The organism is Flavobacterium cellulosilyticum, from assembly GCF_004349355.1.
GTDB classification, from domain to species: Bacteria; Bacteroidota; Bacteroidia; order Flavobacteriales; family Flavobacteriaceae; genus Flavobacterium; species Flavobacterium cellulosilyticum.
Window position 1 is genome coordinate 24,276 of the sequence record NZ_SMFK01000021.1, and the last position, 26,996, is coordinate 51,271.

The following is a 26,996-nucleotide window of genomic DNA, read 5'->3' on the forward strand; positions in this document are numbered from 1 at the left end:
TTTTTTTTAATCAAAATAATACAAAAATGAAAAATATAAATATATTTAAGACATTACTAGTATTGGTAGGTGTTTTATTTTTCTATTCTTGTAGTGAGAATATAGAATACCCTCAAACTAGGCTTTTTAGACCGGTTTTAAACAAAAACTTGCTTGGAGTTCAAAATACAGTCTCTATAGATATGGGTAAATTGAAATCCGCAGTTTATTATAAAATTGAAGTGAGTAGAGATACTTTTAAAACTATTATAAAAAGCATTGACACTCCAGAAAATAAATTTATTATTAATAATTTATTATGGAATACTATGTATCAGGTAAGAGCCACTGCTTTTGCTGAAAATGAAATGTACAATAGTAAAGTTTCAGACTTAGGAGCGGTACGAACAGAACCTTTTCCTTCTGTTTTGCAACCTGCCGTAAGTTCTGATATAATTGACACAAAAGCTAAGGTACATTGGATTGTTGCTGGTGCTGAAGTTACTTCTGTAAAAGTGTTTGCTGGCGATGATGACTATTTAGAAACTCCACTGGCGAGTTATAATACTACAGCAGCGGATAAATTGGCTGGAGAAATAATCATTGCAAGTTTAACTCCTGGAACTAAATACCAATTAGCTATATACAGTGATGGTGTTATTAGAGGGTGGAATTTTTACACGACTAAAATTCCAATACCAATTGATGATACTTATATCGATCTTAGAGGTATAAATGATCCTGATATATTGATTCCTACTATGGTTTCAGCAGCTCCAGGAAGTACCATTCTTCTGGATGGTGATTTCACATATAATGCACCAAGTTATTCTTTTGACAAGTCGCTTAAAATACTTAGTGGTTATAGTTTCAACCCAGCAGGTGCCATTATAAATGTTACTGGCAGCTTTAGTTTTGCAAGTGGTGCTGATGCAGTTTCTGCTATTTTTGATGGTGTTACCCTTACGGGTAGTACAGGTGGATATTTAGTTAATCAAACTAAAGATGCAACAGCTGAATTGTTGAAATTTAATAATTGCAAAATAAATACATTTAGGGGATTAGCTCGATTAAGAAGTAGTAATACAGGAGCTTTGAATAATGTTGAAATTAATAATTCTATTGTAAGTAATATTTTAGACTATGCAGTTTTTAATAATGAATCATCTAACTTTAATTATTTAAATGTTCTAATTACAAAATCCACTTTTTATCAAATTCGACGTTTTCTAAAAAATAAAAGTGCAGGTGATATGAATAGTATTATTATTAAAGATTGTACGTTCAGTGAAGTTGTAGGAGTAGGCGGTAATTATTTCTTTGATTTTCCAAGTACAAATGTTACAAACGGGGTTACATTTGAGAATGTAATTATTGGTAGAGCTTGGGATTATGGAGGGGCTAATTCAGGATATGACAGTTATTTTACTAAATCAAGTCAATTGGGAAACACTAACTTTTCATTTACCAATACTTATAAAACGTCTGCTGCAGTATTTTTAGATCCACCTCCAGCTCCTATTAATTTTAATTATTCTAAAACAATAACAGATTTATGGAACGATCCATTAAATGGAGATTTTACTTTTATAGATTCTGGTTTCCAAGGTTTAAAAACATGTGGTGATCCACGTTGGAGACTAAAATAATAAATTTTAAAAAACAATGAAAATTGAAAAAAAGGCACATCGTAATAAATGTGTCTTTTTTTTGCTAAATTCTGTCCCGTCCTAAAATAACGATACACAATAACCATCGTTATGAAAGAAAAAACAAATTATGTTAAGCGTAATTAACGAGATTATAAACCAGAACGTAATCCAGCAGAAAAAATGTGTGCAAAATACAAAAGATAATTTTCAAATAAATTTTACAGATGTAGTAAGTTTTATGACTAATGTAGTGAAAAATAAATTTCAAAAAGAGGTAATGGGTATCTGTGGATAAGGTTTTACTTTTTTTTTATGATATTTGATCTATTTAATATGTGTGTTTGGTATTATATTAGAAATTGGTTTTTCTTACAAAACTCCAAGTTCGATCATACATTCTTTCATTATTTGATAGGTTCGCTCTATATTATTGTCTAACCCAATAGAGAAGCGAATTAATCCATCAGAAAGACCCATTGCTTTTTGTTCATCTAATGGAATTTCACTAGATGTTGAAGTACCTGGTGCACTAAAAAGAGTTTTATAAAATCCTAAACTTACTGCCAAATATCCTAGTTTTCTACTTTGCATTAATTCCATTAGTTCATTGGCTTTTTCCAAAGTTCTAACGTCTAAAGTCATCATTCCTCCAAAACCATATTCAGGATTAATCATCCTTTTATACAATTGATGCCCAGAATGACTTTCAAGGCCAGGATAAACGACCTTTAATCCGTCATTTTCAAAATGTTTCGACAGATACATTGCGTTACTGCTGTGTTGTTTCATTCGGATATGTAACGTTCTCAAATTTTTCATTACACTTGCTGAACGTAAACTGTCCATTGTTGGTCCAAGAAGCATGCTGGCTCCACTATTTACATTTTTTAAACTATCGATAAACTCACGAGAACCACATGTTACGCCACCCACAGTATCACTATTGCCATTGATGTATTTAGTTAAACTGTGAATCACAATGTCGGCACCCAATTTTACGGGTGAAACCGATAAAGGCGAAAAAGTATTGTCGACAACTAGTTTTAAATTGTGTTTTTTTGCAATTAGAGACAAACTAGCTATGTCAGCGATTTCTAATAAAGGATTGCTTACAGTTTCGCAATACAAAACCTTGGTTTGAGCTGTAATTGCCGCTTCAACTTTATCCATTTTTGTTATATCAACAAAAGTAGTTTTGATGCCAAATCTAGGGGTGAAATTTTTCAAAAAAGCATAGGTTCCCCCATAAATGGTTCTACTCGAAATAACATGGTCTCCAGAATCACACAATTGTAACAGAGTAGGTGTAATGGCTCCCATTCCCGAAGCCGATACATTGGCTGTTTCAGTTCCTTCCATTGCAGCCAAAGCTTGACCTAAATATAAGTTACTAGGAGAGGAATGTCGGGAATATAAATAACAGCCTTCAGCATTACCTTCAAAAGTATCAAACATTGTTTTAGCAGAAAGAAACGTATAAGTTGAACTATCAGAAATTGAAGGATTTACACCGCCAAATTCACCAAAATATTGTAAATCTTGGACTTCATCTGCTGGATTGAATTTCATCATTTTTATCGTTTAATGGGTTGTAGTTCAAAGTTCTCAATTATTAGATAAAAAAACAACACATATTGTTAAATACAGATTTTTAATCTAAATAACTTAATATTTATAATTATTTTATCTAAATTTATTGCTAAATAATTAATGTGTTAGATTTTTTTTTTTTCAACTTTTAAAATAATTAAAATGATTCTAGATTCAATTGATAAAAAATTACTGTTTCTTTTACAAACTGATTGTAAAAAAACCACTGCAGCATTATCACAAAAACTCAACCTTTCAGTAACTGCGGTTTATGAACGCATTAAAAAACTGGAAAGAGAAGGGATTATTGATAAATATGTAGTTTTGTTGAATCGTTCGAAAGTCAAAAAAGGTTTTGTGGTTTTCTGTCATATCAAGCTCATTCAACATACCAAAGAATTTATTACAAAATTCGAAAGTGATGTTGTCAAACTCAATGAAGTTTTAGAATGCCATCATGTCAGTGGCGATTATGATTATATTCTTAAAATTGTGGTTCAAGATATGGAAGAGTATCGGGAATTTATGGTTACTAAACTCACAACATTAAATCATATTGGAAGTACTCACAGTACATTTATGATTAGTGAAGTAAAAAACACAACAGTAATTGAATTATAAATTTTTATAATTAAAAAGTAGTTATTCGTGATGAATCTTTAAACTTTATAGCAAATACTTCAATCAAAAAAACTTATTTTTGCAACACTTAAACAAAAAACACACAAAGTATGAGTTCATTTGACGTAGTAATTATAGGTTCAGGTCCAGGCGGATATGTGTCAGCTATTCGTTGTGCACAACTAGGTTTTAAAACGGCAATTGTTGAAAAATATTCCAGTCTTGGAGGGACATGCCTAAATGTGGGATGCATACCATCAAAAGCATTGTTGTCATCTTCACATCATTATAGTGAAATTGCTCATTTTGCAGACCATGGAATTGATATTTCTGGGGAAGTAAAAGTTAATTTAGAGAAAATGATTGCGCGCAAACAAGCTGTTGTTGACCAGACTTCGGGCGGAATCAATTATTTAATGGACAAAAATAAAGTAACAGTTTTACAAGGATTGGGTTCTTTTGTTGATGCAACTCATGTTGCTGTTGCAAAAGCAGATGGATCGTCAGAAACTGTTGAGGCAAAAAACATCATTATTGCTACTGGTTCAAAACCATCATCGTTACCATTTATAAAAATAGATAAACAAAGAATCATCACTTCGACAGAAGCTTTGAGTTTGAAAGAAGTTCCAAAACACCTTGTTATTATTGGAGGTGGAGTAATTGGAATCGAATTAGGTCAAGTTTATTTACGATTGGGAGCGCAAGTTTCTGTGGTTGAATTTATGGATAGAATTATTCCAGGAATGGATGCTTCATTGTCTAAAGAATTAACCAAAGTCTTGAAAAAACAAGGAATGAAATTCTATGTCTCACATAAAGTGAAATCGGTAGAAAGAAATGGAGATACAGTAACAGTTCAAGCTGAAAATGCGAAAGGAGAAACCATCTCGCTAGAAGGAGATTATTCATTAGTTTCTGTTGGTCGTCGTCCTTTTACTGATGGATTGAATGCTGACAAAGCTGGTGTGAAAATTTCGGATAGAGGAATGGTTGAAGTAAATGATCATTTACAAACTAACATTCCTAATATATATGCAATTGGAGATGTAGTTCGAGGTGCAATGTTGGCACACAAAGCGGAAGAAGAAGGAACCATGGTTGCTGAAATCTTAGCAGGACAAAAACCACATATTGATTATAATTTAATTCCGGGAGTTGTTTATACTTGGCCAGAAGTGGCTGCGGTTGGACAAACTGAAGAGCAATTGAAAGCATCTGGGATCGCATTCAAATCGGGAAGTTTTCCATTCAAAGCTTTAGGTAGAGCAAGAGCAAGTGGAGATTTAGATGGATTTGTGAAAATCTTAGCCGATGCAAAAACGGATGAAGTATTAGGAGTTCACATGATTGGTGCTCGTTGTGCCGATTTAATTGCCGAAGCCGTTACAGCTATGGAATACAAAGCATCTGCCGAAGATATAGCAAGAATGAGTCATGCGCATCCTACTTTTTCTGAAGCTATGAAAGAAGCGGCATTGGCTGCAACTGAAAATAGAGCTTTGCACATATAAAAAGTTAAAACTCAAAAATGTAAAAATCCAAATTCCAATTAAATGGGATTTGGATTTTTTTATTTTATAGAATTAAGTAATCTTTACAGAAATGACAAAACAGGATTGATTTTACTCCTCTTCTGATTCCGAAAATAAATCTTCTTCATCGATTTCTTCATCATTTGTTTTTCCCATTTCGAAAAAACTAAAGATAGAACCACCATAAGTTTTCTTGAATGAAAAATGAATCAAATGATCTAGTTTGGTATATTTAGAATGTTCAATTATCATCATTCCATCTTCTTGTAATGCGTTTTTTTCGAAAACTAGCAAGACAATTTTGTCGAAAGTTTTTTGATCTAAAGCATAAGGAGGATCGGCGAAAATAATATCATAAGTAGCTTTGTTTCTTTCCAAAAAAGTGAAAACATCACTCTTTGTTGCTGCAATATTAAAATCATATTCAGCTGCAACTTGCTTGATGAATTTCACACAACCAAAATCTGCATCAACAGAAGTGATGGGTGTACTGCCACGAGAAGCAAATTCGAAACTTATATTTCCCGTTCCGGCGAATAAATCCAATATTTTTAATCCTTCAAAACTAAAATGATTGTTCAAAACATTAAATAATGCTTCTTTTGACATGTCGGTTGTGGGGCGAACGGGAAGGCCTTTTGGTGGAAAAATGCGTCGTCCCTTGTATTTACCTGAAATGATTCTCACGATTGGAATAAAATAAAATGTTTCTGATTTTGAGCAGTTGAAAATGGATTGTTTTTTTGCAATTCAGCAACGTCGAAAAGAGAAATATTCCGAATGTATTTGTAGGCTATTTTATAAAATTCATCTTCCTCGGTAATTGTACCCATTAATTCCAATTTAAAATTTTCGGGATTCATATTCAATTGTTCGGCTGTGAAAAGCAAATAGTACAGAAAGTCTTCCGGAGTTTGATAATCGAAAGAATTGAATAAATGCAATTTTTGATTTTGAACCACTACGATTTCAAAATGTCCCGAATTGAAATTAACAATCATTTTTTTGTCGTCATTGTTTTTGGATGTTTCCAGAAGTTTTGCGACTAAAATAGAATTGGCATGTTTGTAATCAAAAGAGCCAAATTGATCAATAAAAAAATTATTGATGTTCACATAAGGAATGTACACTGCATTCATTTGGTAATTTGGAATTTCGTCGAATGCAAAGAAATCAGTTTGAAAAACCTTTGTATTGTATTGCAAATAACTTCCTAAAAAATTCTCGTCAAATAAAGGTTCAGGAACAAATGTCGAAAGATTATTGTTATGAATAACTAATATTTCATCATAAGAATCCTTTAGTTCAGGATTGTCATTAAAAGCATCGGCAAACAATTCTTCGATTTTTGTTGCTTTATGAAAAGTGTCAAATTGCTCTTCTTTTACTGAAAGAATAGCATTGTTTAAAGTGTCAAATACACAAAACGAAAGTCCTGTCAAGGATACTTGAATAGACAGTTTTTTGTATTTTTTATCTGTAATAGTAGTGTTAATCGACATAGTTGCAAACTTACAAATTTAAATTTCAATAGCAATGTCAAAAATCAATTTCAATAGCAATAACAATTTCAATAGCAAAAATCAATGGCAATTTCAAAATCTATTACAATATAGTCTACAACAATTGAAAATTGAAATTACTATTGCCATTGAAATAGAAAAAACATTCCTTACTTTGCATTTAAATACAACCAAATGAATTCCTCCCTTTTTTATAGTCTTTTACAGAAAAAATTCCCTTTTGCACCTACTTACAAACAGGATATATTTTTTCAAAAGATTGCTATCTTTTTGACTGAAAAAGAAAACGATACCATTTTTGTATTGAAAGGCTATGCTGGAACGGGAAAAACAACTGTGATTTCGACTATTGTAAATAGTTTATTAGACATCAATAAAAAATATGTTTTGCTAGCGCCAACCGGTCGCGCCGCCAAAGTAATTGCTAATTATTCGAATAAACCGGCTTTTACGATTCATAAGAAAATCTATTTTCCAAAGAAATCATCTGGAGGTGGAGTTTCCTTTACTTTGCAACAAAATAAGCACACAAACACCATTTTTATCGTCGATGAAGCTTCGATGATTTCGGATACGAATTCTGATTCCAAGTTATACGAATCCAGCTCCCTGCTTGATGATTTGATTTCGTATGTATATTCGGGAACGAATTGTAAAATGATCCTTTTGGGAGACACTGCCCAATTACCGCCCGTGAATTTAGATATAAGTCCGGCTTTGGATATTCAAACTTTGGGTTTAAATTACAATAAAGAAGTAGAACATATCGAATTGGACGAGGTCATGCGTCAGGAAGAAAACTCAGGAATTCTGTATAATGCAACGGAACTTCGGGAGTTATTGAAGGATTCTTTTATCAATGAGTTTCAATTTGACCTTAAGAAATTCAAAGATATTGTCCGTTTGGTTGATGGTTATGACATACAAGATGCTATTAATTCATCATACAGCAATTATAGTATTGAAGACACGGCTTTTATCGTTCGGTCGAATAAAAGAGCCAATCAATATAATGAACAAATTCGCTCAAAAATATTAGACAAAGAAAATGAACTTTCATCAGGTGATTTTTTGATGGTGGTTAAAAATAATTATTTTTGGCTAAAAGATTCCGATGAAGCTGGTTTCATAGCCAATGGTGATATTATCGAAGTTTTGGAAATTTTTAATATTAAGGAATTGTATGGGTTTAATTTTGCAAGTGTAAAAATAAGAATGGTCGATTATCCTGACCAAAAACCGTTTGAAACGATACTATTATTAGATACTATAAAAAGTGAATCACCTTCTTTGACTTATGATGAATCCAATAGATTGTATCAAGAAGTTTTGAAAGATTATGAAGGTGAAACCAAGTACAAGCAATTCCAAAAAGTGAAAGCCAACGAATATTTTAATGGTTTGCAAGTCAAGTTTTCCTATGCTATTACCTGTCATAAATCACAAGGAGGGCAGTGGAATACCGTTTTTATCGAACAGCCCTATTTACCTGATGGAATCAATAGAGATTACATTCGATGGTTGTACACTGCGATGACACGAGCTAAAAATAAATTATATTTGATAGGTTTTAAGGATGAGAGTTTTGTGGAGTAATTTTTTTAATTTTGATCATTAAGAAAATTAAGGTTCATTAAGTTGTCTACTAACACTCTTAAATTTCTTAATGGTTTAAAATATATATAAATGTTTTGTTTATGAACACACTAAACGAATTGCATACAATTTCAGGCACCTTTTCAAGCACCGAAAAAATGCCTGTATTGTTTCTAGGACACGGAAGCCCAATGAACGCCATTGAGGAAAATGAGTTTGTTACTGGTTTTCGCAATTTGGCGAAATCGTTGCCAAAACCCAATGCTATTTTGTGTATTTCGGCACATTGGTTTACTAATGGTACCAAGGTTACTGCTATGGAAATGCCAAGAACAATTCATGATTTTGGAGGTTTTCCACAAGCTTTATTTGATGTGCAATATCCTGCAAAAGGGTATCAAGCATTAACTATGGAAACTCAAGAATTATTGCAACCTATTGAAGTAGAACTTGACACACATTGGGGTTTGGATCACGGCGCTTGGAGTGTAATTAAACATTTATATCCCGATGCCAATGTGCCTGTAATTCAGTTGAGTATTGATTATACCAAATCACCTCAATATCATTTTGAATTGGCTCAAAAACTGGGTGATTTACGTCGAAAAGGGATTCTTATAATTGGTAGTGGTAATATCATTCATAATTTAAGATTGGTTGATTTTCCTAATTTTGACAAAGATAATTATGGTTTTGATTGGGCAATTGAAGCTAGAGAAACCATTAATAATTATTTGTTGGACGGTAATTTTCAACCGCTTTTGGACTATGAAAAACAGGGCAAGGCATTGCAACTTGCGATTCCAACTCCAGACCATTATTTACCTTTGATTTATACTTTGGGGTTAAAAGATAAAACTGATGAATTGAGTTTATTTAATGACAAATTAATGGCGGGGTCGTTGAGTATGACTTCGGTGAAGATTATGTAGATTGGAATTGTGGGAAAATGGTAAATTTGAGGATTAAAAACAAGAATTTAGTTTTAAAAACAAACTTATAAAAAGGATGAGATTTTCAGAAAAAATAGGTAAGACTCCATTTAGAGTTTCGATGCAAATAGAATCAATTGATGAAAAATTAGAAAATAGACTTTGGAATACTATCCAAATTAATTTTTTTGATGTAATTGGGGTTAATTTTTATCATAGTGTTCAAAAAGATTCTGATATAGGATATGTATTTCAGGCTATTTGGCAAGAATTTTTCGGAAACAGAGCGGATGAAATTCCTAAAAATCAACTAAGAGATATATCTGCTCAAGAATTTGTTGAATATATAAAAGATTGGTTTTTTAAATCACATTGGTTTGAAAAATATGATTTTTTAGAATTCCTTTCAAATATAGATCTTAGTTATTTAGAAATAGGATTTATAGAGCATTGTAATAATTCTCTAAAAAAAGAAATGTCTGCATATAGAATTGTAGATGCGTGTATTGTTCAAATTACCTCAGAAGAAGAAATTGTCGAAATAGAAGATGCTCTTTTAAATTCATCTGTATGGGAGCCAGTAAATACTCACTTGAAAACGGCAATAGAATATTTTTCTAACAGAGAAAATCCAGATTATAGAAATTCTATAAAAGAGTCAATTTCAGCTGTTGAGTCTTTTTGTAAAATAATTATTGGAAATGATAATGCAACACTTGCTCCTGCATTAAAAATAATTGAAGAAAAACACAAAATTCACGGTGCTTTGAGAAGTGCTTTTACAGCTTTATATGGATATACTAGTGGTGCTGGAGGAATTAGACATTCATTATTGACTAATGATATAGAAGTTAGTTTAGAAGATGCTAAATTTATGTTAGTTTCTTGTTCAGCGTTTATAAATTACTTAAAAGTTAAAATTGAAAAATAGTCTAATTTTACAAGACGTTGATTCCATTAACTTTAAAATTTAAAAATTATAACTTTGCGTCTTAGTGTCTTCGCAGCAATAAACTTCCAGCCTTCGTGGTAAATAAAACAAATAAAAATGAAAATAATAGCAGTCATTCCCGCACGTTACGCATCAACTCGATTTCATGCCAAATTAATGCAAGATTTGGGAGGAAAAACCGTGATTTTAAGAACCTACGAAGCAGCACAACAATCCCAACTTTTTCAGGATATTTTTGTGGTTACCGATTCTGATCTAATTTTTAATGAAATTGTCACCAATGGCGGCAAAGCCATTATGAGCATCAAAGAACACGAATCAGGAAGTGATCGTATTGCCGAAGCTGTAGAAAATATGGATGTGGATATTGTGGTAAATGTACAAGGTGACGAACCGTTTATCGATACTGCAGCTTTAGAAAAATTGATTGGAGTATACCAAAACGACACCGAAAAGAAAGTAGATTTAGCTTCCTTGATGTGTGAAATCACCGAAGAAGCCGATATTAACAATCCAAATAATGTAAAAGTGGTGGTAAATCAAAATGGTTTTGCATTGTATTTTTCACGTTCTGTTATTCCTTATCCAAGAGAAGTTAATGTGGGGGTTCGTTATATGAAACACATTGGGATTTATGCTTTTAGAAAACAAGCATTAATGGATTTTTATAAGTTACCAATGAAATCATTGGAAGCATCCGAAAAACTGGAACAATTACGCTATTTAGAATTTGGAAAAAGCATCAAAATGGTCGAAACTTCCCATATTGGAATTGGAATAGACACCAAAGAAGATTTAGAAAAGGCAAGGAAATTAGTATAGAAAACAATTTATATCCTCCATAATTTAAAAATATAATTATTTACTAATGAAAAAAATAATATTCCAATTTACTCTTTTGTTGACTATTACAAGTCAAGCACAAATAAAAGCGGATGATGTAAAAACCTTTACGCTAACAAACGGTATGAAATTTTTGGTTGTGGAAGATTTTTCTATACCAAATGCGAATATGTACTTTTTTTATAAAGTAGGTAGTCGAAATGAATACCAGGGAATAACTGGACTTTCTCATTTTTTTGAACATATGATGTTTAATGGTGCCAAAAAATATGGTCCAAAACAATTTGACAGAACTATGGAATTTAATGGCGGCGCAAATAATGCCTACACTTCCGAAAATGTTACGGTCTATACCGACTGGTTTCCAGCTGCATCAACAGAAACTATTTTCGATCTTGAAGCTGATCGAATTTCCAGCTTGAGCATTGATCCAAAAATGGTCGAAAGTGAAAGAGGTGTTGTTTTGAGTGAACGTCGAACAGGTCTTGAAAATTCACCTTGGCGACTTTTATCACAATCAGTTCAGGCAACTGCTTTTCAGGAGCATCCGTATCATTGGCCCGTTATAGGATATGAAGATGACATGAAAAATTGGACACAACAAGACTTGGAGCGTTATTTTAAAACTTATTATGCACCAAATAATTGTGTTGTTGTTGTTTCTGGTGCAATCAAATTAGAGAAAGTAAAAGAATTTGCCAAGAAATATTTAGAGCCAATTCCTGCGCAACCCGCGCCACCAGTTGTACATATCGTCGAACCAGAACAAATAGGAGAACGAAGAATTACCGTAAAAAAAGAAGTCGAAACCCCTTATTTAATGATAGGATATCATACGCCGAATTCTAAAAGTGAAGATTATTATGCTTTGAATATATTGAGTTCAGTTCTTTCAAGTGGAAATTCTTCTCGATTGTATGCTTCTTTAGTAGATTCTAAAGAGCTTGCCACACAGGTGTTTACTGATTATAGCGATACATTTGATCCTTATCTTTTTAATGTATATGCTGTTGCCAATCAAGATGTAAAGGAATCAGACTTAGAGCAAGCCGTTTATGCTGAGATTGAGAAAATTAAAACGGAAGGAATAAGTGAAAAAGAACTTCAGAAAATTAAAAACCAAAAATTAATGGAGTTTTACAACCAAGTGGAAACCATTAATGGTAAATCGAATAATATAGGAACTTACGAATTGTTTTTTGGAGATTATAAAAAAATGTTTGATGCTCCTGCCAATTATAATAAAGTTACAATTGAAGATGTTAAAAAAGTGGCTCAAAAATATTTAATTAAAAGCAATCGGACTGTAGGAGTTTTAAAATCTAATGTAGAAGAATAATATGAAAAATACGAATCAAAAATTACTGTTAGTACTCTTTATATTGACAATAAGTTGTACTCTTTCAGCTCAAAGTTTTAAATTACCTAGTTATTCTTCTTTTAAATTAGCAAACGGCCTTACGGTATCATTAATGGAACAACACGACGTTCCTATTATAAGTGTTTCTGCAATTTTGCCTGCAGGAGCGATTTATGATAATGAGAAAGCTGGTTTGGCTTCAATAACAGCAATGGCGCTTAAACACGGTACAAAAAATTTTCCAAAAGTAAAATTAGACGAAGAATTAGATTTTCTAGGTGCAAATCTAAATACCTATGCTACTAAGGAATTTGCTGGTTTATCTTCTGATTTTGCTTCAAAAGATCAGTCGAAAGTGTTAACAATCATTAAAGAAGTTTTGCTCAATCCAACTTTTGACACTGCTGAATTCGAAAAAGAAAAAAGTCGTTTAATAGTAACTTTAGGACAACAAAAAGAAAGTCCACGTTCCGTAATAGGCGCTTATTTTGATACTTTATTGTTTGGAAATCATGTTTATGGAAATGTTGTAAGTGGTAATAAAACTACTGTTGGAAATTTGACAGTAAAGGATATAAAAGATTTTTATAAATCGAATTACAATCCTAATGAAGCTTCCATAAACATTGTTGGTGATTTCAAATCAAGTGAAATGAAAGCAACGATTACAAAACTTTTCTCAACATGGGAAAAATCAAATGTAAATATGGATAATTTAGCATCAAAGCCAATTTCTCCTCCTCTATATAACAACGTTTTATTAGTGAATAAAGAAGATGCCAAAGAGACCACTTTTTATATTGGTGCTTCTGGTGTAAGCAGAAATAATCCTGATTTTATTGCTATTGAAGTAGTTAATACGTTGTTTGGAGGACGGTTTACATCAATGCTCAATGATGAATTGAGAGTAAATTCGGGTTTGACCTACGGTGCTGGAAGTAGATTTAATAATTTTAAATATGGAGGTTCATTTTACATTAGCACATTTACTGCAAGTAAAACGACAGAAGCAGCTATTGATAAAGCATTGGAAGTATTGAATAAATTACATTCCACAGGCATTGATGAAAAAGCACTTACATCGGCTAAAAATTATGTAAAAGGACAATTTCCACCAGATTATGAAACAACAGAACAATTGGCCGGACTGTTATCGCAAATGTTTTGGTACAATCTTGATCAATCTTTCATCAATAATTTCGAAAAAAATGTGGATAGTCTTAACTTGACAAAAGCCAACCAAATTATAGCCAATTATTTCCCTAAAGACAAATTACAATTTGTATTAATTGGTAAAGCAGATGAGATTAAAAAAATAGCTGAAAAATATGGCAAAGTCCAAGAAGTTGAGATAGCAGATGATATTAATAAAATGAAATAATAAAAATTGGGATTTAATTCCCTTTTTTTATGCACATTTTTTATTCCAGATTCTTCATTAGACTCTTAAGTAGTTTTTATAAAATCTATGTTTAAAATTTTTATATAAATTCCAGTATTTAACTGATTTCTAATTTAAATACTTTCAATTAGTAGTAATTCGTTGGTTGCATCAATTCCATGCAAGTTTTGAACTTTAAATTGGTAAGAGTCAAAACATTTGATATAATCTTGGTTAATTTGTTTTTGATTATTGTTTAAAACCATTGTATTAAAAAGGATAAAACCGTTTGGTTCTAATAAAGCACAAATTCTATCTGTAAAATAAGTCTCAAACAAAAAACTGGGCATTTTTAAATCTTGAAAAACATCAATAATAATTAAATCAAATTTATCGCTTGTTTTCATTACAAAATTAAATGCATCATCTATAATGATTTCAGTATTAGTGATTTCATTCAGTTGAAAATATTTATCTGCAATATCAATTACCTTTTTATCTATTTCAACTCCAATTATTTTTCCTTCAAATTTAATTTCTTCCACCAATGTTTTAATAACACTTCCACCAGCAACTCCTAATACAAGAATTTTATTCATTTTATTGATTCGTTCGAAACCAATAGTCTGCAATCCTTTTCTAAGAATACGTTGCAAATTCCCATAAGAGTAATTCGTGTTTTCGCTGTCTAAAACTAATTTTCCGTTAGTCCAAGTAATTTCAAGAGATTTACTAATGGTAGAATTTTGTTTATAAATGTTAATTGGAATTAAATAGCTTAAAAATTTTTTGAGCATTAGAAATGTTTTTATCAAAAATAGGAGAATAATGTTAATTTTAAAGTAAACGAGTCTTTAATTAGCTACATTCAAGTTGTAAATTAATTTTCTTGCGAATTATTGATTGTACAATCGAAGACGCTTTTGATGAAAATATCCCAAAAAGTGTTCCCATGGTTATTCCACGTACAAGCTGGCACGATTTCTATTTAGGTATTTTCACTAACGGAATTGTGGGTTTATAAATGAATTTTATAGCTAAAAAAGAACTGTTTCGTTTCCCACTTGGATTTTATTTTAAAGGGATGGGCTGTGCGCCAATAGATAGAACAGATGGTTTAAATAAAGTTGAAGCAATAGTAAAAATATTTTAAAAATAAGATGAGTTTAGCCATGCAATTTCTCCAGAAGGAACTAGAAAAAAAGTTAACGATCTTAAAACAGGTTTTTATTATATCGCATTAAAAGCAAATGTGCCCATTATTCCTGTTGCTTTTGATTTTGGTACAAAAACAGTAAAAATAGGTGATGTGTTTTATCCTACTTCAAATTATGAAAATGATTTGAAATTTCTACTATGCCATTTCAAGGATGTAAGTGGAAAGATTCAAAAATATGGTTTCAATTCCGAAAATAATTATTCGGGTGAATATGTATTAAAAGTTCCATTTTTATAAAAAATCACAATTCGATCAATTTCGATATTACTTTTTTGTTGGATATTAATTTGATTTTTTAAATCAGAATCTATTTCATTTTCTTCACTTTTAGTTTCAATTATTTTTTCTTCAAAAACATCTAATTGTCTTTCTAATTTTGGCGCTGTGAATTGACGACTTGATTTAGAAGAGGAAGCAGGTATTTCGTTATCAATTTTATAATCTGATTTAGGAAATGTTCCTTTACCATTCAATATCCAATATAGATCTACTTCAGGATAAACCTCTAAAATTTTGAGTATAAAATCTAAACTTGGTTTATTTCTCCCTGATAAAAGATGAGATAAACTGGACCTTTGTACACCAATATTATCAGCAAATGAAGAAGCGTTTACTCCATAATATTCAAGAATAATTTCTAATCTTTTGATAAAATCTTCGTGGTTTATCATTGTAAATTGTATTAATAACATCTTAATTACAAATGTAATATAAATGTATGAAATAACCAAAATTACAATTGTAATATAAAAATATTTTCGTACATTTTAATAAAGTAAAACTTAATATAAAGTATTTTATATATCTGAATATTATTATTTTAAATGTAAATATATTACCTGTATACAATTGTCAATTATAAATTGAAAAAACAATCCAATACTGATAGTTGTCTTGTTTACATTTGTAATAATAATTTAATTTTTATGTTTTACAATTGTAATTATAAAGATGTTTACTTTTGTAAAACAAAAATATACTCATGGATTTAGAACAATTATTTTATCAAAATAAAGAACAATCATTGCAAGAACGTAATATTAATTTGGATTCAATTGAACCTATATTACGCAAACTAAATACTAATAATCAATTAGAAATAATAGGAAATTCCGTTCTAGGTATGCCTATTTATAAATACCAAATTGGTTCTGGAAAAATAAAAATTTTACTTTGGTCTCAGATGCATGGAAATGAAAGTACAACTACGAAGGCGCTGTTTGATTTATTAAATTTAATAAACAACGGTTCTGAATTAGCAAAAAAAATTCAATCTAAATTCACTCTTTGTTGCATCCCCATGTTAAACCCTGATGGTGCATTGCTATACACTAGGGAAAACGCCAATAAAATTGATTTAAATCGCGATTCTCAAAATCTATCACAACCGGAAAGTATTGTTTTGAGAGCTATTTTCGAAAGTTTCAAACCTGATTTCTGTTATAATTTGCATGACCAACGCTCTATTTTTGGTGTAGGAAATACAGGTAAACCAGCTACATTGTCCTTTTTGGCACCTTCTTATAATAAAGCATGTGATATAAATGAATCCCGTTTAAGAGCAATTAATTTAATTTCAGGAATTAATGATTTTTTACAGCAATATATTCCGGGTCAGGTGGGGCGTTTTGATGATTCGTTTAATATAAATTGTATTGGAGATACTTTTCAATCATTAGGAGTTCCAACAATTTTATTTGAAGCGGGACATTTTAAAAACGATTATTTAAGAAATGAAACACGTAAATTTGTATTTCTGGCCTATTTATCAAGTTTAAATATAATCGACGAAAACGATATAGTCGCTAACAAAATTGACAAATATTTAAGTATTCCTCAAAATAAAGTGGTTTTTTATGATTTTATATTCAAAAATATCAAAATAAATTATGATGGTATTGAAATAATCACGAATTTTGCTGCTCAATATAAAGAGGAATTGATAGAAGGAAAAATCTGTTTCAACGCTTATATCATAAAGATTGGGGAAGTTGATGATTTTTTTGGACATTTTGAATACGATGGAAAAGGGGCTAGCTTCAAAAATGACTTTGGATTATTTCCTGAGATAAATCAAAAAGCTGATTTTTATTTAGATAATCATTTGAAGATTGTAAATGGTTTGATGATTTCTTGAATATTATCTATACTCTTTGTTAATTATGTAAATTTGTGCAATTGCAATTAATAATATTAATTTAAGAATTATGAGTAAGTTTCGTTTAGATGAAGTAGATCACCAGATATTAGACATGTTGATCGATAATACTAGAATTCCGTTTACGGATATCGCAAAAAAATTATTAATCTCAGCCGGTACTGTACACGTAAGGGTAAAAAAAATGGAAGATGCTGGTATTATAATGGGATCTTCATTGGTTCTTGATTATGACAAATTAGGATATTCATTTATTGCTTATGTAGGTGTGTTTTTAAATAATACTTCTCAAACTAAATTTGTTTTACAAAGAATCAACGAAATTCCTTTTGTAACTGTAGCTTCAGTTACAACTGGTAAATTTAATATTTTTTGTAAAATTAGAGCTAAAGACACCAAACATGCTAAAGATGTAATTTTTATGATCGATGATATCGAAGGAGTTTATAGAACCGAAACGATGATTTCATTGGAAGAAAGTATAAATGATAAAAAGCGATTAATGCATACCATTTTCAAAAACATGTAATTCATTTGAAAGCTATTACTACATATAACCTCAAGTGAATTCTTGGGGTTTTTTTTAAATATTATTACCAATTAACTAAAATTACTATGTATACACATCCAAAAATTGATAGATTTAACGAAGAAGTTTTATCTAAATATAATATCTATAATAGTGTCTTTATCACATTGCCATTTGATTCAATAGATAATACAGGATCGCTCCTTCCGTTATTTACGGATGTATGTGACAGTGGTTTTAAAAAGCAACAAAATCCAAAAGAAATTGTTGATTTCTTCATTCAAAAATTCTTGCATGATGCTTCTGAAACGGAAAAAATTGATTTACTGTTTCGTTTTATTCAGTATATTGAAAGACAAATTGTTCTTTTTGATGCAATTGAAGATGCTGCATTTTCAGTTGTAAATAATATGGATGGTAGAGGTTCATTGCGAGATATAAAAGAAAAATCGGACGCTAAAGTTAAGGAAGCGGAATTAATAGAATATTTAGAAAACTTTAATGTTAGAACTGTTCTAACAGCGCATCCCACTCAGTTTTATCCTGGATCTGTCCTTGGAATTATTAATGATTTAACTAATGCCATTCGTAATAATAGCTTACTTGAAATTAAACAATTATTGGCTCAATTAGGGAAAACTCCTTTTATTCAAAACGAAAAACCCAATCCATTTGATGAGGCAGTTAGTTTGATATGGTATCTTGAAAACGTTTTTTATGAAACTGCTGGAGAAATTGTACATTATCTTCAAAAAAATATATTTCATGGTAAAGCAATTCAAAATCAAATAATAAAACTTGGTTTTTGGCCTGGAGGGGACAGGGATGGTAATCCTTTTGTAACTACAGATATTACTTTGAAAGTAGCAGATAGATTGAGAACTTCAATCTTGAAATGTTATTACATTGAAATGAGAAGCTTAAAAAGAAAATTGACATTCTTTGAAGTAGATATATTAGTATCTGAATTAGAAAATAAATTGTATCGTTCTGTTTTTTATTCTAAAGGAGAAATTTTCATTACACTAGAAGAATTCGTAGCTAAATTAAATAAAATTAAAACTATTATAATAGAAAGGCATCAATCATTGTATTTAGATGAATTGGAGGCGTTGCTTATAAAAGTGAATTTATTTGGATTCCATTTTGCATCTTTGGATATTCGTCAAAATAGCAGAATTCATGATTCAGTTTTTAAAGATATCTTTGAATTTTATTTGAAGTCAAACTCAAATGTATTTCCAGAAAATTATTATGATTTAACAGAAGAAGACAAAATTACTGTATTGTCAAATATTAAAGGTGATTTAGATTCAAATGATTTTGAAAATGAAATTACAAAATCGACAATTGAATCTATACAGATAATAAAACAAATTCAAGAAAATAACGGTGAGTTAGGTGCAAATCGTTACATTATTAGTAACAATGAAAGTGCACTAAATGTAATGGAAACTTTTGCTCTTTTTAAACTAAATAATTGGGATGACTTATCAGTTGATATTATTCCTTTATTCGAATCTGTAGAAGATTTACAGGGTGCTCATGATGTTATGGAAAAATTGTACACCAATTCTACTTATGCTTCCCACTTGAAAAATAGAAATATGAAACAAACCATAATGCTTGGTTTTTCAGATGGAACAAAAGATGGCGGTTATTTAATGGCGAATTGGAGTATCTATAAAGCTAAAGAGAAACTTACTGAAATGTCAAGAAAATATGGTATACATGTTATTTTCTTTGACGGTCGTGGTGGACCTCCTGCTCGTGGCGGAGGAAAAACACATAAATTCTATGCTTCTTTAGGTCCAAAAATTGAAAATAATGAAATTCAAGTTACAGTACAAGGTCAAACGATAAGTTCAAATTTTGGAACTTTGGATTCTTGTAGGTATAATTTAGAAAATTTATTAAGTGCTGGAGCAACAAACCAAGTGTTTAGTAAAGAAAAAAATGAATTATCTAAAAAAGAGAAAGAAGTTTTAGATCAATTAGCAGATTTGGGATATCAAAAATATTTAAGCTTCAAGAATCACCCTAAATTTATTCCTTATTTAGAGCAAATGAGTACTTTGAAATACTATGCAAAAACAAATATAGGAAGTCGTCCTTCAAAAAGAAGCAAGTCAGAACATTTAGACTTTGCTGATTTGAGAGCAATACCATTTGTAGGGTCTTGGAGTCAATTAAAACAAAATGTTCCTGGATTCTTTGGAGTTGGAACCGCTTTAAAACATTTTGAAGAGAATGGTCAATGGGAAGATGTCCAAAAATTATATGACAATTCGTTATTCTTTAAAACTTTGTTGGAAAATAGTATGATGTCCTTGGCGAAATCATTTTTCCCATTGACTGCTTATATGAAAAATGATCCTCAATTTGGAGAATTTTGGCAAATTATTTATGATGAATTTTTAGAAACTAAAAGGTTGTTATTGAAAATTGCGGGTCATAATGAACTAATGGAAAACTACCTTGATGGTAAAGCTTCCATTGACATAAGAGAACGTATAGTATTGCCTTTGTTGACAATACAACAATATGCTCTTTTACGTATTAATGAATTGAATAAAATGGAAAACCCTAATGCAGATTTGATTAAAACGTATGAAAAAATAGTAACACGTTCTCTTTTTGGAAATACAAATGCAAGTAGAAATTCAGCATAGTTTGATATTATGAAATTGAGTCAATTACAAAAAAGTGAATTTTCATCATTCTATACGCCTTATATAGGCGCAGTGAATGATGAAGATTTAATTGATGCTTTGGAAAATGGATTAAGCCATTTAATATCTTTTTTTTCGAATATTCCTTTTGAAAAATTAGAATATCGTTATGCGGAAAATAAATGGACTGTTAAAGATATTTTACTTCATCTTATTGATGCTGAACGCATTTTTACATATAGAGCTTTGCGAATTGGGAGAGGAGATCAAACTGCTTTAGCTGGATTTGATGAAAATGATTATGTTCCGAATGCTATGGCTAATTCACGTAGCTTGGAAAGTTTGACAAATGAATTTATCGTTGTAAGAAATTCAACTATAGTTTTATTTAAGAATTTCACCGAAGAACAACTTTTAAATAGGGGTACAGCTTCTAATAATTCAATTTCTGTAAGAGCAATTGGTTTTATTATATCTGGTCATCAAAATCATCATTTAAATATTATAGCAGAACGTTATTTGTAAAAAAACACCTCCATAAAAAAAGGAACTCAAATTGAGTTCCTTTTTTTATGGAGGTGTTTTTAATACAATTGTAATTTACAAATCGTCCTCGTCGTCATCGTCATCAACTTCTTTTTTGTCCTCATCGTCATTATCATCGTCATCGTCGGATTTATCAACATCATCTTTGTATTCATTAGTGTCATCATCACTATCGTCAATGTCATCGTCATCGTCTAAACTAATTCCTTCGTCTAAAGGTTCAATTTCTGAATCGATTTCATCGTCTTCATCATAATTTTCGATTCTATCAGCTAATTTTGTGCTGATTTTTACTAAAAAAACAGTGTCTTCTGTTCTGACTTCAACAGCTTCAATCAATTCGTTTTGAGCATTTCTAAAACGGATAATGTTTGAATCATCATAGCCATCAGGGAACTTTTCGACCAAAAGGTTTAAAATTTCGTGGGTAAGTTTTGCGTAATCAACTATTACTCTTTTCATAAATAATATTCTATAAATCTAATAAATAAGCGAAAATTAATGGAGCTACTATAGTAGCGTCTGATTCAATGATAAATTTTGGGGTATTGATATCTAGTTTTCCCCAAGTGATTTTTTCATTTGGAACAGCTCCTGAATAGGAACCATAACTTGTTGTTGAATCGGATATTTGGCAAAAATAACTCCAAAAAGGAATGTCATGCATTTCCATATCTTGATACAACATTGGAACAACACAAATTGGAAAATCTCCTGCAATTCCACCGCCAATCTGGAAGAAACCAATTCCTTTTGAACTATTTTTTGGATACCAATCTGACAAATAAACCATATATTCTATACCTGATTTCATTGTCGATGCTTTCAATTCACCTTTAATGACATAGGAAGCAAAAATATTTCCCATGGTACTATCTTCCCATCCAGGTACAATAATAGGTAAATTTTTCTCAGCAGCGGCATACATCCAGCTGTCTTTTAAATCAATTTCATAATATTCTTCAAGAACTCCAGAAAGCAACATTTTATACATGAATTCATGTGGAAAATATCTTTCTCCTTTGTCATCCGCATCTTTCCAAATTTTGAAAATATGTTTTTGCAAACGACGGAAAGCTTCGTGTTCTGGAATACAGGTATCAGTAACTCGATTTAATCCTCTTTCTAATAAAGCCCATTCATCCTGTGGGGTTAAATCACGATAGTTAGGTACTCTTTCATAGTGAGAATGTGCAACTAAATTCATGACGTCTTCTTCAAGATTTGCTCCAGTACAAGAAATGATTTGAACTTTATCCTGACGGATGATTTCTGCGAAAATTTTTCCGATTTCGGCAGTACTCATTGCTCCAGCCATACTAACCATCATCTTAGCTCCATTGGCTAATTGTTGCTCATAGGCTTTTGCAGCATCAACTAAAGATGCAGAGTTAAAATGCAAATAATGCTTTTCAATAAACTGACTTATTGGTCCTTTACTCATTGTTTGAAAATTTTTATTTTAAATCCCAAATTTGAAAACATTTTCAAATTTAAAGAATTTTAAATAGACTAATTATTAATTAAATATTATTTTTTATCGTAACCTAAAATTTTTAATACATCTTCTGCCGTTTGTTGTTCAGAAAAAACATCAAATGCTAAGATACCATTTTCATCCTTATCAATCAAAATATGTTTGGGTTGCGGAATCAAACAGTGATGTAATCCGCCATAACCGCCAATTGTTTCTTGATAGGCACCTGTATTAAAGAAACCAATATACAATGGTTTCTCTTTGTTATATTTTGGCAAATATATGGCATTCATGTTTTGCTCGGAATTGTAATAATCATCACTATCACAGGTCATTCCGCCTAATAATACTCTTTCGTAAGTATCATTCCATCGATTGATAGCAAGCATTATAAAGCGCTTGTTTATAGCCCAAGTATCAGGTAAAGTTGTAATAAATGAAGAGTCAATCATGTTCCATTTTTCTCTATCATTTTGTTGTTTTTGATACAAAATCTGATAAATTGCTCCACCACTTTCGCCAACAGTATAAGAACCAAATTCAGTAAATATGTTTGGAACATCAACTTCGGCTTCATCACAAGCAATTTTGATTTGATTGATAATTTCATCAATCATGTATTGGTAATCGTACTCAAAGGCTAATGAGTTTTTAATTGGAAAACCGCCACCTATATTTAATCCATCAAGTGTAGGGCATTCTTTTTTAAGCGCCACATATACTTTGATACATTTTACTAATTCGTTCCAATAATAGGCATTGTCGTTTATTCCAGTATTGATAAAAAAGTGCAACATTTTAAGTTCCAATTTTTTATTTTCCTGTATTTGTTTTTTATAAAATTGTACTATGTTCTTATATCCAATTCCTAAACGAGAAGTGTAGAATTCGAACTTAGGCTCTTCCTCTGCGGCTATACGAATTCCAATTTTAAATTTTCTTTTGATTTTGTCTTGCAAAATATCCAATTCTTCGTAATTATCGATAATTGGAATCGTGTTTTTATAACCGTTATTTATCAAACGAGCAATGTTTTCAATATATTGATCTCTTTTGAAGCCATTACAAATAACATAAGTACTTTTGTTGATTTTTCCTGAAGCCAATAAATTTTCGACAATATTAATGTCAAAAGCTGAAGAGGTTTCAATATGAATGTTGTTTTTGAACGCTTCATTCATCACATATTCAAAATGGGAACTTTTGGTACAATAACAATAGTAATATTTTGCTTCATAATTGTTTTTCTCCATCGATTTGCGAAACCAGTTTTTGGCTTTGTTGATGTTATTGGAGATTTGTGGCAAATAAGTGAACTTTAATGGTGTTCCGTATTTCTCCACTAGTTTCATCAAATCAATATTGTGAAACTCAAGATTATCTTTGTTTAAAGTAAATTCTTCTTGTGGGAAATAATAGGTTTGATTAATTAAATCGGAATATTTTGTATTCATTAGGTTTGAAGTTTTTTAGATTAATTTTATTTCAAAATAAATTAAGCTACGAATTCAAACTCTAATATTTGCAAATACAATTTGAAGCTTTTCGTTTTCGGCTTTTAAAAAAGTAAATACATCAAAACTAAAAGCATCTTTAATGACAAAAAACGTTCTCAATATCCTTTTAAAAGGAGTCTTGTTTTCGTTTTCAAAAGAACTATTGTTTGTTGTATTTTGACTTTTTTTCATTGGAGCAAATGTAAAAAATAATATATACGCAATGCAATGCTTTTTATTAAAAAAAAGTTATGATTTATAATCTTGAAAAGCCTCTAGAATCAATTCACTTTCAACGGATTGATTAATAATTATTTTACCTATTCCATTAATCAATGCAAACTGGATGTTTCCGTATTCATTTTTCTTGTCGTGAATCAAGAGTTCCATTATAGGTTCGATGTCATTTTCTTCAAAAATAACATCGTCATAAATCAGTTTAATTGCATTTTTAATTTGAAAATATTCTTGTTGATTTAGTAATTCTTTTTTTAATGAAATATAAGATTCTAATATCATTCCAATAGCAATTGCTTCACCATGTAGCAAGTTTATTTTGTTTTCATTTTCAAGAAAATAACTTTCGATGGCGTGACCTAAAGTATGACCAAAATTCAATGCTTTACGCAAGTTTTTTTCAGTTGGATCAATGGTAACGATTTCATTTTTTATTTCTACTGAACGATAGATCAATTCGTCTAATTCATTAAAATCAACAGATTTTAAATCAAGGAATTTCTCCCAATACTCTTTGTCATAAATTAATCCGTGTTTTAACATCTCTGCAAGACCAGATCGCATTTCATTTTGAGGTACTGTTTCTAAATAGGCAGTATCGATGAGAACCATTAAGGGTAAGTTAAAAACACCAATTTGGTTTTTAAGATTGCCTAAGTCAACACCTGTTTTACCTCCAACTGAAGCATCTACCATAGACAGTAGAGTAGTAGGAATATTGATAAAATCTATTCCACGTTTGAATGTAGAAGCTACAAAACCACCTAAATCGGTGACAACTCCTCCTCCTAAATTGATAACAAGGCTTTTCCTGTCAGCACCAAGTTCAGTCAAAACGTTCCAGATTTGTACACAAGTATCAATATTTTTATAGGGTTCACCAGCTTCAAATTCAACAATTTCTATAGTAAGATCGGTCTCTAAATAAGGAAGGAATCTAGAAAGGCAAAATTCATTTGTATTGCTATCGACAATGATAAAAAGTTTGGAATATTTGCTATCGTTTAAGTATGAATTTAATTCTTGATATCCTTTTTCGTTGAAATAAATAGGGTAATTGGTCGCTTGTATTGTTTGCATTTTATTGGATTAAATGAAGGCACAAAATAAGGCAATTTTTGCTAAATAATATCCATAACTCTATCTATATTTGTGTAAAAATATAACAAATAATGAAAAATATATTCAAAAACACACAAATTGCGTTTTCATTAAAAAGCGATACTGAGCTCGACCGGGCTTATTTTCTTTTTAAAATGATATCAAATGAACCATTAGTTCGAATAGGAACTGCGGTTACAAACTTTGCCCTAAAGGCTAATTTGCCTGTAGAAAGTTTGATACGTGCAACGGTTTTTGATCATTTTTGTGGAGGTGTTAATGAAGAAGATTGTCTTCCTGTAGTAGACAAAATGTTTACAAAAGGTGTTTCTTCAGTTTTAGATTATTCTGTTGAAGGAAAAGAAGAAGAAGAGCAATTTGAAGCTGTATTGGTAAAGACATTAAAATTAATTGATTTTGCCAAAGAATTAGATGCCATTCCATTTGCAGTTTTCAAACCTTCTGGTTTTGGAAGAATCGATTTATATCAAAAAAAAGGAGAAGAAAAAAAATTGACTTCAGCTGAAAATGAAGAATGGAATAAAATAGTAACTCGTTTTGATTTAGTTTGCAAAGCTTCCTATGAAAATGGCATTTCATTATTGATTGACAGTGAAGAAAGTTGGATGCAATCTGCTGTTGATGATTTGGTAGTGGAAATGATGCAAAAATACAATAAGTTGAAACCTGTTGTTTACAATACTTTACAAATGTATCGATGGGATCGATTGGATTATTTAAAAAAACTCCATACGAAAGCAAAATCTGAGGGATTCTATATTGGAATAAAATTAGTTCGTGGTGCCTATATGGAAAAAGAAAATGAACGTGCTAAAGAACAGGGTTATCCAACACCGATTTGTTCCTCTAAAGAGGCTACGGATGAAAATTACAACCTTATTTTAAAATATATGGTTGATAATATTGATTCAATATCAATTTTTGCAGGAACTCATAACGAATTGAGCACCTATTTTTTGATGGATTTGATGGAAGAAAAAGGAATAAAAGCAAATGATACTAGAATATGGTTTGGTCAATTGTATGGTATGAGTGACAATATTAGTTTTAATTTAGCCGACAACGGTTATAATGTGGCCAAGTACTTGCCTTTTGGGCCAGTTAAAGACGTTATGCCTTATTTGATGCGAAGAGCAGAAGAGAATACTTCAGTTGCTGGACAAACGAGTCGAGAATTAGCAATGATAAAAGCGGAACGGATTAGAAGAAAAGAAAAGTAATAAACACGATATATAAAAAAAGCTTCGAATTTCTTCGAAGCTTTTTTTATGAATTTTATGTCCCGTCCTGAAATAGCGATACACAAAAAGTATCCTAATGGAAAAACATGAAGAAACACGCTATGTTAAGCGAACACAAAAAGATTACTCAATGTCTTTTAAATTACAAATTGTTCAAGAAATTGAGCGAGGTCAGCTCACAGTTACAGAAGCTGCGAAGACTTATGGCATTCAAAATAGAACAACTGTTGTTAATTGGCTAAAAAAATTCGGTAACTTTGATTGGGAAAATCAAACACCATTTACTATGTCAAAGTCACCAGAACAAAAGATCATGGAGCTTGAAGCCAAAGTGA

The 26,996-nt window shown here is 30.8% G+C and carries 28 protein-coding genes; 18 read left to right on the top strand and 10 right to left on the bottom strand.

The features are described 5' to 3' along the window. The first annotated feature begins 26 nt into the window (after nt 1-26). Nucleotides 27-1,628 (top strand): DUF5123 domain-containing protein, encoded by a 1,602-nt coding sequence (locus E0F76_RS18120; RefSeq protein WP_132009601.1) that lies wholly within the window; start codon nt 27-29, stop codon nt 1,626-1,628. A gap of 372 nt (nt 1,629-2,000) precedes the next feature. On the opposite strand, the gene E0F76_RS18125 is transcribed toward E0F76_RS18120, so the two are convergent. Continuing rightward, nucleotides 2,001-3,203 (bottom strand): aminotransferase class I/II-fold pyridoxal phosphate-dependent enzyme, encoded by a 1,203-nt coding sequence (locus E0F76_RS18125; RefSeq protein ID WP_132009605.1) that lies wholly within the window; start codon nt 3,201-3,203, stop codon nt 2,001-2,003. Nucleotides 3,204-3,383: 180 nt separating this feature from the next. Between E0F76_RS18125 and E0F76_RS18130 the strand changes: the two genes are divergently transcribed. Beyond that, nucleotides 3,384-3,842 (top strand): Lrp/AsnC family transcriptional regulator, encoded by a 459-nt coding sequence (locus E0F76_RS18130; RefSeq protein WP_132009608.1) that lies wholly within the window; start codon nt 3,384-3,386, stop codon nt 3,840-3,842. A 110-nt stretch (nt 3,843-3,952) separates the two neighbouring features. Next, a complete protein-coding gene (lpdA, locus tag E0F76_RS18135; RefSeq protein ID WP_132009611.1) occupies nt 3,953-5,356 on the top strand; it encodes a dihydrolipoyl dehydrogenase in 1,404 nt (467 codons plus the stop codon). A gap of 111 nt (nt 5,357-5,467) precedes the next feature. Here lpdA and E0F76_RS18140 read toward each other — a convergent pair whose 3' ends face one another. Together E0F76_RS18140 and E0F76_RS18145 are read right to left on the bottom strand one after the other, a co-directional pair. After that, the gene (locus tag E0F76_RS18140; protein WP_132009614.1) at nt 5,468-6,064 is read right to left on the bottom strand and encodes an RsmD family RNA methyltransferase; all 597 of its coding nucleotides are present in this window, start codon (nt 6,062-6,064) and stop codon (nt 5,468-5,470) included. Then, the gene (locus E0F76_RS18145; protein ID WP_132009617.1) at nt 6,061-6,879 is read right to left on the bottom strand and encodes a DUF3822 family protein; all 819 of its coding nucleotides are present in this window, start codon (nt 6,877-6,879) and stop codon (nt 6,061-6,063) included. Before E0F76_RS18145 ends, E0F76_RS18140 begins: the two co-directional genes overlap by 4 nt. Before the next feature lie 34 nt (nt 6,880-6,913). Between E0F76_RS18145 and E0F76_RS19405 the strand changes: the two genes are divergently transcribed. The 7 genes from E0F76_RS19405 to E0F76_RS18175 all read left to right on the top strand — a co-directional run bounded on the left by E0F76_RS19405 (nt 6,914) and on the right by E0F76_RS18175 (nt 13,964). Continuing rightward, nucleotides 6,914-7,078 carry a hypothetical protein gene (locus tag E0F76_RS19405; protein ID WP_165932741.1) on the top strand — a complete coding sequence of 55 codons (165 nt, stop codon included), beginning with the start codon at nt 6,914-6,916 and terminating at the stop codon, nt 7,076-7,078. After that, nucleotides 7,075-8,496 carry an ATP-dependent DNA helicase gene (locus E0F76_RS18150; protein WP_132009620.1) on the top strand — a complete coding sequence of 474 codons (1,422 nt, stop codon included), beginning with the start codon at nt 7,075-7,077 and terminating at the stop codon, nt 8,494-8,496. Before E0F76_RS19405 ends, E0F76_RS18150 begins: the two co-directional genes overlap by 4 nt. A 101-nt stretch (nt 8,497-8,597) precedes the next feature. After that, complete coding sequence (gene ygiD / locus E0F76_RS18155; RefSeq protein WP_132009623.1) at nt 8,598-9,428, top strand: 4,5-DOPA-extradiol-dioxygenase; 831 nt, start codon at nt 8,598-8,600, stop codon at nt 9,426-9,428. A gap of 76 nt (nt 9,429-9,504) precedes the next feature. After that, on the top strand, nt 9,505-10,359 hold the full coding sequence (locus tag E0F76_RS18160) for an AbiJ-NTD4 domain-containing protein (protein ID WP_132009626.1): 855 nt from the start codon (nt 9,505-9,507) through the stop codon (nt 10,357-10,359). A gap of 117 nt (nt 10,360-10,476) precedes the next feature. Then, nucleotides 10,477-11,202 carry a 3-deoxy-manno-octulosonate cytidylyltransferase gene (gene kdsB / locus E0F76_RS18165; RefSeq protein WP_132009629.1) on the top strand — a complete coding sequence of 242 codons (726 nt, stop codon included), beginning with the start codon at nt 10,477-10,479 and terminating at the stop codon, nt 11,200-11,202. 46 nt (nt 11,203-11,248) lie between these two features. Further along, complete coding sequence (locus E0F76_RS18170; protein ID WP_132009632.1) at nt 11,249-12,562, top strand: M16 family metallopeptidase; 1,314 nt, start codon at nt 11,249-11,251, stop codon at nt 12,560-12,562. Nucleotide 12,563: 1 nt separating this feature from the next. After that, nucleotides 12,564-13,964, top strand: coding sequence for a M16 family metallopeptidase (locus E0F76_RS18175; protein ID WP_132009635.1), 1,401 nt, complete (start codon nt 12,564-12,566; stop codon nt 13,962-13,964). 134 nt (nt 13,965-14,098) lie between these two features. Here E0F76_RS18175 and E0F76_RS18180 read toward each other — a convergent pair whose 3' ends face one another. Then, a complete protein-coding gene (locus tag E0F76_RS18180) occupies nt 14,099-14,761 on the bottom strand; it encodes a spermidine synthase (protein WP_132009638.1) in 663 nt (220 codons plus the stop codon). A gap of 227 nt (nt 14,762-14,988) precedes the next feature. Here E0F76_RS18180 and E0F76_RS19985 point away from each other — a divergent pair, with 227 nt between their 5' ends. Both E0F76_RS19985 and E0F76_RS19990 read left to right on the top strand, forming a co-directional pair. Next, entirely contained in the window at nt 14,989-15,117 is a 129-nt protein-coding gene (locus E0F76_RS19985; RefSeq protein ID WP_342773105.1) for a lysophospholipid acyltransferase family protein, read from the top strand. Between the two features lie 99 nt (nt 15,118-15,216). Beyond that, the gene (locus E0F76_RS19990) at nt 15,217-15,420 is read left to right on the top strand and encodes a hypothetical protein (protein WP_342773106.1); all 204 of its coding nucleotides are present in this window, start codon (nt 15,217-15,219) and stop codon (nt 15,418-15,420) included. On the opposite strand, the gene E0F76_RS18190 is transcribed toward E0F76_RS19990, so the two are convergent. Then, the gene (locus E0F76_RS18190) at nt 15,381-15,854 is read right to left on the bottom strand and encodes a helix-turn-helix domain-containing protein (RefSeq protein WP_132009641.1); all 474 of its coding nucleotides are present in this window, start codon (nt 15,852-15,854) and stop codon (nt 15,381-15,383) included. The two genes, E0F76_RS19990 and E0F76_RS18190, sit on opposite strands and share 40 nt — an antisense overlap. A 311-nt stretch (nt 15,855-16,165) precedes the next feature. Between E0F76_RS18190 and E0F76_RS18195 the strand changes: the two genes are divergently transcribed. The 4 genes from E0F76_RS18195 to E0F76_RS18210 all read left to right on the top strand — a co-directional run bounded on the left by E0F76_RS18195 (nt 16,166) and on the right by E0F76_RS18210 (nt 21,067). Next, complete coding sequence (locus E0F76_RS18195) at nt 16,166-17,320, top strand: M14 family metallopeptidase (protein WP_132009644.1); 1,155 nt, start codon at nt 16,166-16,168, stop codon at nt 17,318-17,320. Nucleotides 17,321-17,390: 70 nt separating this feature from the next. Next, entirely contained in the window at nt 17,391-17,870 is a 480-nt protein-coding gene (locus E0F76_RS18200) for an Lrp/AsnC family transcriptional regulator (RefSeq protein ID WP_073371425.1), read from the top strand. 86 nt (nt 17,871-17,956) lie between these two features. After that, complete coding sequence (locus E0F76_RS18205; protein WP_132009647.1) at nt 17,957-20,542, top strand: phosphoenolpyruvate carboxylase; 2,586 nt, start codon at nt 17,957-17,959, stop codon at nt 20,540-20,542. Between the two features lie 9 nt (nt 20,543-20,551). Beyond that, entirely contained in the window at nt 20,552-21,067 is a 516-nt protein-coding gene (locus E0F76_RS18210; protein WP_132009650.1) for a DinB family protein, read from the top strand. Between the two features lie 75 nt (nt 21,068-21,142). On the opposite strand, the gene E0F76_RS19410 is transcribed toward E0F76_RS18210, so the two are convergent. The 5 genes from E0F76_RS19410 to aroB form a co-directional block, all read right to left on the bottom strand. Beyond that, on the bottom strand, nt 21,143-21,550 hold the full coding sequence (locus E0F76_RS19410) for a DNA primase (protein WP_165932742.1): 408 nt from the start codon (nt 21,548-21,550) through the stop codon (nt 21,143-21,145). 10 nt (nt 21,551-21,560) lie between these two features. Continuing rightward, a complete protein-coding gene (locus tag E0F76_RS18220) occupies nt 21,561-22,532 on the bottom strand; it encodes a deoxyhypusine synthase family protein (RefSeq protein WP_132009653.1) in 972 nt (323 codons plus the stop codon). Between the two features lie 86 nt (nt 22,533-22,618). Continuing rightward, nucleotides 22,619-24,019 carry a type III PLP-dependent enzyme domain-containing protein gene (locus E0F76_RS18225; protein ID WP_132009656.1) on the bottom strand — a complete coding sequence of 467 codons (1,401 nt, stop codon included), beginning with the start codon at nt 24,017-24,019 and terminating at the stop codon, nt 22,619-22,621. Nucleotides 24,020-24,073: 54 nt separating this feature from the next. Continuing rightward, nucleotides 24,074-24,253: a hypothetical protein gene (locus tag E0F76_RS18230; RefSeq protein WP_132009659.1), complete on the bottom strand. Its 180-nt coding sequence runs from the start codon at nt 24,251-24,253 to the stop codon at nt 24,074-24,076. 57 nt (nt 24,254-24,310) lie between these two features. After that, nucleotides 24,311-25,378, bottom strand: coding sequence for a 3-dehydroquinate synthase (gene aroB, locus E0F76_RS18235; RefSeq protein ID WP_132009662.1), 1,068 nt, complete (start codon nt 25,376-25,378; stop codon nt 24,311-24,313). A gap of 92 nt (nt 25,379-25,470) precedes the next feature. Between aroB and E0F76_RS18240 the strand changes: the two genes are divergently transcribed. Both E0F76_RS18240 and E0F76_RS18245 read left to right on the top strand, forming a co-directional pair. Next, on the top strand, nt 25,471-26,640 hold the full coding sequence (locus E0F76_RS18240) for a proline dehydrogenase family protein (protein WP_132009665.1): 1,170 nt from the start codon (nt 25,471-25,473) through the stop codon (nt 26,638-26,640). A 97-nt stretch (nt 26,641-26,737) separates the two neighbouring features. Continuing rightward, nucleotides 26,738-26,996: helix-turn-helix domain-containing protein (locus tag E0F76_RS18245; RefSeq protein WP_132007667.1), on the top strand; the 259-nt coding region annotated here is incomplete at its 3' end.